This is a genomic window from Paenibacillus glycinis (genome assembly GCF_009909185.1).
Lineage (GTDB): Bacteria > Bacillota > Bacilli > Paenibacillales > Paenibacillaceae > Paenibacillus_Z > Paenibacillus_Z glycinis.
Genome location: NZ_JAAAMV010000014.1, coordinates 52,393 through 62,056, shown reverse-complemented (window position 1 = coordinate 62,056; position 9,664 = coordinate 52,393). Strand labels below are relative to the sequence as shown.

Sequence of the window (9,664 nt, the reverse complement as noted above, 5' to 3'; positions counted from 1 at the left end):
TCTCCGGTGGCGGTATCTTTCGCGGCCGAATTTTTCGCCGCGCATTCATTAAGCGCCACGCCGTCCGCGGCCATTAGGTGATCACCTGCGTCACGCTCTCCGGTGGCGATATCTTTTCCAGCCGAATCTTTCGCCGTGCTCGCATTAAGCGCCACGCCGTCCGCAGCAATATGTCGATCACCCGCTCCCCGCTCTCCGGCCGCGATATCCTTCGCGGCCGGATCTCTCGCCTCGAGCGTGCCAAGAGCCACGCCGTCCGCGGCAAATCGGCGATTACCCGCCTCGCGTTCCCCGGCGGCTGTATCCTTAGCGGCGGCAGGGTCCGCAGACGCCATCGCGTTATACGCCGTGCCCTTCGCGGCGGACGCGGCGAAGCTTCCGGCAACCGGCAGCTTCGCCTGCGCCTCCGCCCGGTACGATTGCGCGGCGGATTCGTCCCGTCCCGTCAGCCAAGTGCCCAGCTGCACGGTAAACCGGAACGTCGTGCCTTTGCCCAGAGCGGATACGACGCCGATGGAGCCGCCCATCAGCTCCACGAGATTTTTGCAAATGGCCAGGCCGAGTCCCGTGCCCTCGTACTGCCGCGTGAGCGACGTATCGACCTGGGAGAACGGCTGGAACAGGAGCGGCAGCTTATCCTCGGGTATGCCGACGCCGGAATCCGACACGACGAATTCGATCAACGCCGTCTGCCCGCTTGAAGACAGCAGCCGCGAGGCGACGGTTATGCTGCCCTCGGGCGTGAACTTGAAGGCATTGCCGACGAGATTGACCAGCACCTGGCGCAGCTTGATCTCGTCGCCGACCAGCACCTCCGGCAGCGCGGGATCCGGCTCGTAGGTCAAAGCGAGGCGGCTTTGCATCGACCGGGCCGTGAACAGGTCGAAGGTTTCGGCGATGAGCAGCGGCAGCTTGAACGGCAGCTGCTCCACCTCGAGCTTGCCGGATTCGATCTTGGCGTAATCCAGGATGTCGTTGATGACCGACAGCAGGGCTTCGCCGCTCTTGCGGATGATCTCGGCGTATTCGCGCTGCGCGCCGTCCAGCTCCGTATCGAGCAGCAGGCCCGTCATGCCGAGCACGCCGTTCATCGGCGTACGGATCTCGTGGCTCACCATCGTGAGGAAATTCGTCTTCGCCCGCGCCGCGACCTCCGCCGTTTCCTTGGCGGCCATCAGCTCGCGCTCGAATCGAACGCGCTCGGTCATGTCGCTGACCGTGCACGCGTAGATCCTTTCCTCGTCGACAACGGCGACGCCGATCTGGATCTCCGCCGGAAAAGTACTTCCGTCCTTGCGACGGGGATTCAGCTGCATCCGTTCGCCCGGAAGCGAATCGAAATTCACCGGCCCTTCCGCCTTGTTGCTAGTCAGGGCAACCGTCCCGGATTGACCGGGCCGCGGGAAGAACCAGTCACCCGCCGGCATAGGCTGTGCGGACAAGGCTCGTGCCTTTTCTTCCGCGCGCGGCACGGACCGGGAAGCCCCGCCGGCGGCGGATCCCTCCCCTCCCGGGATGTGCCCTCCGAGGTCCTGCAGGGCGGCCAATTCGGTCTGCTCCGTTAACTCGCCCTGCCCCATGAGTTCGCGCTGCCGCATTTCCGACTGCCCCGTTGATTCCGACTGTCCCGTCGGCCGCCGGCTCGAGCCACCCGGCCCGTCGGCGATTCCCGCTCCGGCTCCCGCCTCCGAATGCCGGAACGCGCCGCTCTCGAAGCTGGGGATGAGCAGCGACACGGGCAAGCCCAGCACCTCTTCCTCGCGGTAGCCGAACATCGCCGCGACCGCCGGGTTGACCGTCAGGATGCTTCCGTGCTCGTCGAAGGTCATCATCGTATCCGTGCTCGTCTCTTGAATGGCGCGCGTCAGCGCCTGCGTCTTCGTCAGCTGGTAGGTCGTGCGCATCAGCTCCCGGTTGCTGCGCTCCAGCTCCGCCGTCTGCCGCTGCAGCAGCTCCGCCTGCAGCTGAAGCGTCTTGTTGCCCACGTACAGCCGCACGAACCCTTCGATCTTGGCCTTCAGGATCTGCGGCACGAACGGCTTCAGCATGTAGTCGATCGCGCCGGCCTCGTAGCCCGTGAAGAAATGCTCCGCTTCCTTGCTCGTCGCCGAGATGAAGATGATCGGCGTTTCCTGCGTTTTCTTCCGCGACTTGATCAGCCTGGCCGTCTCGAAGCCGTCCATCTCGGGCATCTGCACGTCGAGCAGGATGACCGCGAATTCGTCCTTGAGCAGGCAGCGCAGCGCCTCGGCGCCCGAGAGGCATTTGACCAGCTTGCAGTTCAAATCCCCGAGCACTGCCTCCAGCGCCAGCAAATTATCCGGGTGGTCGTCCACCAACAATATGTTAACCGGTCCATCATAAGCGATCATAACTGCTTCTTCACCTTCCCCTTGGTTCGGAAAACCGATGTTGCGCCTTGTCCAGCCCCGTGACTTGCCTGCGACGCCTTCGGCCGCGCCGCGTCGGTTACGATTTGATTTTGCGGTACAGCCGGCTGTGCGCGTCCAGTTCCTCGTACGAATCGGCGTACCGCGTGAAATTGATGGACTCCTTCGTCCCGAGCGCCAGCACCCCGAACGTGCTGAGGCTGTCGAAGAGCAGGCCGTGCACGTGGTTCTGCAGCTCTTTGTTGAAATAGATCATGACGTTGCGGCAGAAAATGACGTTGAATTCGTTAAATGAACGGTCCGTCACCAGGTTGTGCTGCGCGAACACGATATTGCGTTTGAGCTCGCTCTGGAACAGCACCGAATCGTACTTCGCCGTATAGTAGTTGCTGAACGACTCTTTGCCGCCCGCTTCGATGTAATTGCGCGTGAACGTCTGCATCCGCTCCAGCGGGAACACGCCCTCGCGCGCCGTCTCCAGCACGCGCTCGTTCATGTCCGTCGCGTAGATCCGCGTTTTGTCGTACAAGCCTTCTTCCTTCAGCAGGATGGCCATGGAGTACACTTCCTCGCCGGTGGAGCAGCCCGCGTGCCAGATGCGGATGAACGGATACGTCCGCAGCAGCGGCACGACCCGCTCGCGGAACGAGCGGAATACCTGCGGGTCCCGGAACATCTCCGTCACGTGGATCGTCAGGTCGGCAAGCAGCCGGTTCATGACGCTCCGGTCGTGCAGCATCCGCTCCGTCAGCGCCGTGATCGTCGGCAGCCGTTCCGCGTTCACCCGGTGCCAGATGCGCCGGCGGACGGAGGAAGCCGCGTAATTGCGAAAATCGTACCCGTACAGCTGGTACAGCCCTTCGAGCAGCAGCGCGATCTCGATCTGCTCGCGCTCGCCGGCCTTGTTCATTTCTTCGTCGCCCTGCATCATGATGTCCTCTTCACTCGCCGTTTCGTTATTGATATAACCACACCCTCATCAAGGACAGGAGCTGATCGATGTTCACCGGCTTCGCGATATAATCGGAGGCGCCGGCTTCGATGCATTTGTCCCGGTCTTCTTTCATGGCCTTCGCCGTGACCGCGATTATCGGCAGCCGTTCGAACGCCGGTATCGCGCGGACATGCCGCATCGTCTCGTACCCGTCCATCTCCGGCATCATCATGTCCATCAGGATCAGCTGGGTCTCGGGATGCTGTTCCAGCTGCTCCAGCGCTTCCCGCCCGTTCTCGGCGAAATGAATGTTCATCTCGTATCCTTCGAGCGCGCTCGAGAGGGCGAATACGTTGCGGATGTCGTCGTCCACGATCAGGATCGTTTTGCCCGCGAAAATCGTCTCCACGCTGTGCAGCCTCCGCAGCACGCTTCGTTTCTCCTCCGGCAGGTCCGCCACGACGCGGTGCAGGAACAAGGTCGTCTCGTCCAGCAGCCGCTCCGGCGACTTGACGTCCTTGATGATGATCGTCTCGGCATACTTCTTGAGCTGGATCTCTTCCTTCTTGTCGAGCTCGCGGCCGGTGTAAATGATGATCGGCAGCTCGCGCAGCTTCTCGCTCCGGCGGATGGCATCCAGCAGGTCGAAGCCGGAGATGTCCGGCAGTCCGAGATCGAGCACCATGCAGTCGTAGTGCCGGCTCTCCAGCTCCTCCATGGCTTCGGCGCCCGAAGACACGGCCTTCACGACGACGTCGTCGTCCCCGACCAGCTCGATGATGCCGGTCCGCTGGGCGGCGTCGTCCTCGACGACGAGCACGTATTTGAGATCGCGCGCGAGGAACGATTCGATCTGCTGGAACAGCCTATCCAGCCGCTCCTTGTCCGCGGGCTTGCGCAGGTACGCGATCGCGCCCATGGACAGCCCTTGCTGCACTTCTTCCATGACGGAGATGACATGCACCGGAATATGGCGCGTGTCGGCGTCGTGCTTCAGGTGATGAAGGACGGACCAGCCGTCCATGACCGGCAGCATGATGTCGAGCAGCACGGCGTCCGGCTTGAAGGTCCGCGCGTCGCTGAGGCCCGCGTCGCCCTGCATCGCCACGATGCCCTTGAAGCCGCGCGAGCGCGCCATCTCCAGCAGAACGCGGGCGAACGGCCCGTCGTCCTCGATGATGAGCACGACGCGATCCTCCGGGCCGATCGCGTCCCGATCGTCCTCGATCGCCGCTTGGATCGGCATGCGGGCAGCGTCGCTCCCCGGCTTCTTCGGCGCCGCCGCTCCAGGCGCGGCTTCCAGGACGGCCGAGCTCGCGTCATGCCGCGCCGGCGCGACAAGCATGGCGGCCTGCACAGCCTGCTCGCCGAGCTTGGCGTCCTCCGCCGCATGGGCGGCGCTGCTGCCGGCCGCAGGCGCCACGTAATACTCGGGCAGGTACAGCGTGAACGTGCTGCCCTCGCCTTCGCGGCTTGCCAGCGCGATCGTCCCGCCGAGCAGGCCGGCCAGCTCGCGGCTGATGGCAAGGCCGAGCCCCGTGCCGCCGTAGATGCGGCTCGTCGTGCCGTCCACCTGCTGGAACGCTTCGAAGACGAGCTGCTGCTTCTCCGCCGGAATGCCGATGCCGGTGTCCCGCACTTCGAAGGCGAGCATGCGGCCGCTCTCCGGCGCGGCCTGCGTTTCGTCCGGCCGCGCGTTCCGGACCGTCAGGCCGACCGTCCCCCGATGCGTGAATTTGAAGGCATTCGACAGCAGGTTCTTCAGGACCTGCTTGACCCGATGGCTGTCGGAATACAGGCCCTCGGGGACATCCTGCTCGATCGTTAATTCGAAGGCCAGCCCCTTCTGCTGGCTCATCGGCCCAAAGCTGCGGCGCAGCGTCAGCATCAGCTCGGAGAGCTTCACATGCTCGGTGACCAAACTCATTTTGCCCGCGCCGATCTTGGATAAATCCAAAATTTCGTCGATCAGCTTCAGCAGGTCCCCGCCGGACGAATGAATCGTCGTCGCGAATTCGATCTGCTTGCCGGTCAAGTTGCCGTCCTTGTTGTCCATCAGCATCTGGGACAGGATCAGCAGGCTGTTGAGCGGCGTGCGCAGCTCGTGCGACATGTTGGCGAGAAATTCGGATTTGTATTTGGACGACATCGCCAGCTGCACGGTCTGCTGCTCCAGCGCCGACTTCGTCCGTTCGATCTGTTCGTTCTTCCGCTCCGTCTCGCGCATCTGCTTCTCCAGCAAATGCGTCTTCTGCAGCAGCTCCTCGTTCGTCTGCTCGAGCTCTTCCTGCTGGCTCTGCAGCAGTTCCTCGGACTTCTTGAGCGATCGGGTCTGCTCCTCCAATTGGCCGTTGGAGCGGCGCAGTTCTTCCTGCTGCGAGACGAGCTCCTCCGACTGCGCCTGCAGCTCTTCGCCGAGCGCCTGGGATTCCCGCAGCAGCTCCTCGATCCGAAGCCGGCCGAACAGGTTGTTCAGCAGGACGCCAAGCCCTTCGGCGAGCTCTTGCAGCAGCTCCCGTTCCCGGCCGCCGACCGGCGATAGCGAGGCCAGCTCGATGACGGCCAGCTGTCTGTTCTGGTAAGCGACCGGGAGGAGGAGCAGCGATCGCGGCTCCGTCTCGCCGAGCCCGGAACGAATCCGGACGTACGCGGGCGGCAGCTCCGTCAGCTCGATCGGCTGCCCGCTGCCGGCGCATTGCCCGACTAGCCCCTCGCCCAAGCGGAACTGCCGGTCGAATGCCGCGTCGTCCGTCGGCGCATAGGCGCCGTACAAGCCCAGCCGGTTGTCCTCGCCGAACCCTTCCCGAACGTACAGCCCGCCGTATGCCGCGCCGACGAGCGGCACGACCCGCTCCATGAACGCGGCCCCGAGCTGGCCGAGCTCCGCGGCGTCCTGTATCGTGACCGCGATGGAGGCAAAGTTGGATTTTACCCATGCTTCGTCCTCGACCTTCCGATTATAGCGCTGCTCCGCTTCCGTCTTCCGCTCCAGGTCGTCTGCGAGGGAGAAGAACGCTTTGGCCACGCTGCCGAATTCGTCGCCGGTCTCCGCGCGCCGGCGCAGGGCGGGATCGCTGATCCCGCGCGCATAAGCGCCGATCATGTCGGTCAACCGGTTCAGACTGCGCGTCAGGCCGGCAATGTTCCACAGCATCGTGCCGATGCCGATCAGCATGCCCGCGGCCATCGTCGCGACCATGAGCATCCGGGTACTGCGGTTGGCCTCTTCCGCAGATTTGACCGCTGCGTCCGTCGCGCTGCGATGGAACGCGGTCAGATCGTCGATCAGGTTGATCGTGTCCTCCTGCGCGCTCAAGCCTTCCTTCTCCCGCAAAGCGACCGCTTCGGCGCCGTGCCCTTCCGCGATCAGGCGCTTCACGTCATCCGAATACCGGACGTACCGGGCGATGCTGCGGCTCAGCTCGTTCAGCGTCGCGGATTCCGCTTCGTCGGCGGACAAACGCTTCAGCTCTTCGAAATCCTCCCGCGTCTTCTTCGGCTCGTCGGTAAGCAGCGCGTCGTTCTTGGCCAGATTCTCCGCGGTCGGCACGGTGAGCACGTTTGCGAGCCCTTTCGCGATGTTGTTGACGGAGCTGCGCATATCGTAGGCGGCCATCAGCTTCTGATAGCGGTTGCCGTACACCTCGTTCAATTTGCCGCCCAGTACCGAGCTGTTGTTCAGGCTGACGACTGAGATGAAGATCAGGACGACCATCAGCACGACGAAGCTGATCGTTAGTTTGGTTTTCGTTTTCATGAGACACAACCCACATTTATTTCCCCTTTGCCCGGCGCCCCGCCCAAGCGGAGCCCCTGTATGTCAACATGCGAACAGGCCGCGCGTCCCGGGGGACGGCGACCTTCTCGCTATCGATCGTTGTCGAAAATCGATGAGTCCGTGCTGCGTTGGTTAATGGACGTTGGTAATAACGAGTACACGGCCGCGATCAAGCTCCTCTTCGTAACGTTCCGCTTCCACGTCGGACAATCCGATGGAAGTCAGCTTGGAGCGAATCTCGTCGCCCCGCGATTTGAATACATTCGCCATTGCGGTGAACATGCCTTCTTCTTTCAAGCCGATTTCGTTGGCGTCCGCCGCCTCGGACAACGATTTGGTCTGGCTGCTGTCGTGCGCCAGGACGAAAATGTTTTCCTGCCTGTATCCACGCCGGTTCAGCTCTTGAACGGTATGCAGCGCATCCATCGCCGTCGGTACAATTTGAACGCTCGGTTTCATCTGTTGCATAGTCAATCCCTCCGCTTTCCAAATGGATTTGCCAGGTGAGGCTAGTCTGAATTTACCCCGGGCCGGGCGGAATGAAACAAACCGCGTCCGGAAAGAACGCGGATGCGGGAGGCTTTCGGCCTATGCGGACCTATGCGGACCTATGCGGGCTGCGCCCGGAACGAAGCGGATTCACGGTTTCGTCTCTTCGTGTATATGAGGATAGACTGCCGGGCGGCGACGCCCGCGTCCTGCCCGATCACCCCGAAGGAGATGAAGCTTATGTTTCAGGAATGTTTTCACCACTCGCCCCGCAGCAACTGGGCGTACGCCTACGATATGGATACCATTCATCTGCGCGTGCAGACCAAACGCGACGACGTGGAAGAAGTCACGGCCATCGCGGGAGACAAGTACGATTGGGACAGCATCAACGAAGAACTGCCGATGCTCAAAATCGCGACCGACCGGTTCTTCGATTATTGGGAAGCCGCGGTGAAGCCGAAATACAAGCGCTTCTCGTATATTTTCCGCTTGCGCCAAGGCGAGGAGACCGTTTATCTGACGGAGGACGGCATCTGCTCGGATCAGCCGCAGCCCGTCGCCGGTTATTACGAATTTCCGTACATACACGAAATCGATCTGTTCGCCGCGCCGGAATGGGCCAAATCGGCGGTATTCTATCAGATCATGCCCGATCGCTTCGCCGACGGCGATCCTTCCCGGGACCCGGAGAACAAGGCGGAATGGGGCGGACAGTCGACCTGGGAAAGCAGCTTCGGCGGCGATCTGAAGGGCATCGCGGACCATCTCGACCATTTGACCGACCTCGGCGTGACGGCGGTCTATCTGACCCCAATCTTCCAATCGCCCTCCTATCACAAATACGACACCGTCGATTACATGAAGATCGATGCGCATTTCGGCGACAAGGCGATGCTCAAGAAGCTCGTCCGCGATTGCCACGACCGCGGGATCAAGGTCGTGCTCGACGCCGTGTTCAACCATACGAGCGAACATTTCCCGCCTTTCCAGGACGTGCTGAAGCACGGCGAGCAATCGAAATACGCGGACTGGTTTCACGTGCGGACGTTTCCCGCGGAGGTGAAGGACGGCATCGCGACCTACGATACGTTCGGCTTCTACGGCCAGATGCCGAAGCTGAACACGGCGAACCCCGAGGCGAAGCAGTACCTGCTCGACGTCGCGACCTACTGGATCCGCGAGACGGACATCGACGGCTGGCGGCTCGACGTGGCGAACGAGGTCGATCACCATTTCTGGCGCGCCTTCCGCCAAGCCGTCAAGGACGCGAAGCCGGATGCGTACATCATCGGCGAAGTATGGAACGATTCGCGCGCCTGGCTGCTCGGCGACCAATTCGACTCCGTCATGAACTACCCGTTCGCGGACAAGGTGCTCGGCTTCTTCACGGGCGAGGGCCTCGACGGCCGGACGTTCGCGGAGGGCATGAACCATCTGCTCATGCGCTATCCGCAGGGGACGAACGAGGTCATCTTCAACCTGCTGTCGAGCCACGATACCCCGCGGGTGCTGACGCGCGCGGGCGGCAACAAGCTGAAGCTGAAGCTGGCGGTCGTCTTCCTGATGACCTACATCGGCACGCCCTGCGTCTTCTACGGCGACGAGATCGGGCTGCAAGGCGGCAACGATCCCGACTGCCGCCCCTGCATGGAATGGGACGAAGGAAAGCAGGACCGCGAGCTGTACGATTTCTACAAGCTGCTCATCGGCCTGCGCAAGTCGCATCCCGCGCTGCTGAGCGGCCGGTTCCGCTTCCTGAAGGCGGACGGCGGCGACGCGCGGATCATCTACGAACGGCTGGGGGAGGGCGAGCATTTCACCGTCTGGATGAATCCGACGGGCGAACGGACCGTGCTGGAGCATGCCATGGACACGAACGATTGGCATGACGCCCTGACCGGCGACCATGCGCCGGCGAAGGACGGCGTGCAGCAGGTGGAGCTCGACCCGTACGGATACCGGATCTTGCGGCGGGAGCTGTGAACCCGGCCGGGAATTTCCGGACGAGTCGCGTGAATGGACGCGGAGCAAGCGTTTGCGCACCGGAACGGCAAAGGAAAGGGGCAGCGC

At 62.5% G+C, this 9,664-nt stretch carries 5 protein-coding genes and 1 pseudogene; 1 reads left to right on the top strand and 5 read right to left on the bottom strand.

Features of this window, described 5'->3' with window-relative positions; translation table 11 throughout:
• From GT019_RS17790 to GT019_RS17770, 5 genes and pseudogenes are all read right to left on the bottom strand, one after another.
• Nucleotides 1-1,829 (bottom strand): ATP-binding protein (locus GT019_RS17790; RefSeq protein ID WP_235948529.1); only part of this gene is annotated, 1,829 nt, incomplete at its 3' end.
• Nucleotides 1,830-1,901: 72 nt separating this feature from the next.
• Nucleotides 1,902-2,369, bottom strand: a pseudogene (locus GT019_RS17785) (response regulator); the annotation flags it as partial.
• 100 nt (nt 2,370-2,469) lie between these two features.
• Complete coding sequence (locus tag GT019_RS17780; RefSeq protein ID WP_407945088.1) at nt 2,470-3,321, bottom strand: CheR family methyltransferase; 852 nt, start codon at nt 3,319-3,321, stop codon at nt 2,470-2,472.
• Nucleotides 3,322-3,346: 25 nt separating this feature from the next.
• Nucleotides 3,347-7,081 carry a response regulator gene (locus GT019_RS17775; RefSeq protein ID WP_161744534.1) on the bottom strand — a complete coding sequence of 1,245 codons (3,735 nt, stop codon included), beginning with the start codon at nt 7,079-7,081 and terminating at the stop codon, nt 3,347-3,349.
• Nucleotides 7,082-7,234: 153 nt separating this feature from the next.
• Nucleotides 7,235-7,570, bottom strand: a complete 336-nt coding sequence (locus GT019_RS17770) for a general stress protein (RefSeq protein WP_328803985.1) — start codon at nt 7,568-7,570, stop codon at nt 7,235-7,237.
• Nucleotides 7,571-7,831: 261 nt separating this feature from the next.
• On the opposite strand from GT019_RS17770, the gene GT019_RS17765 reads away from it, so the two are divergent.
• Nucleotides 7,832-9,577, top strand: coding sequence for an alpha-glycosidase (locus GT019_RS17765; protein WP_161744533.1), 1,746 nt, complete (start codon nt 7,832-7,834; stop codon nt 9,575-9,577).
• The last annotated feature ends 87 nt before the right edge of the window (nt 9,578-9,664 follow it).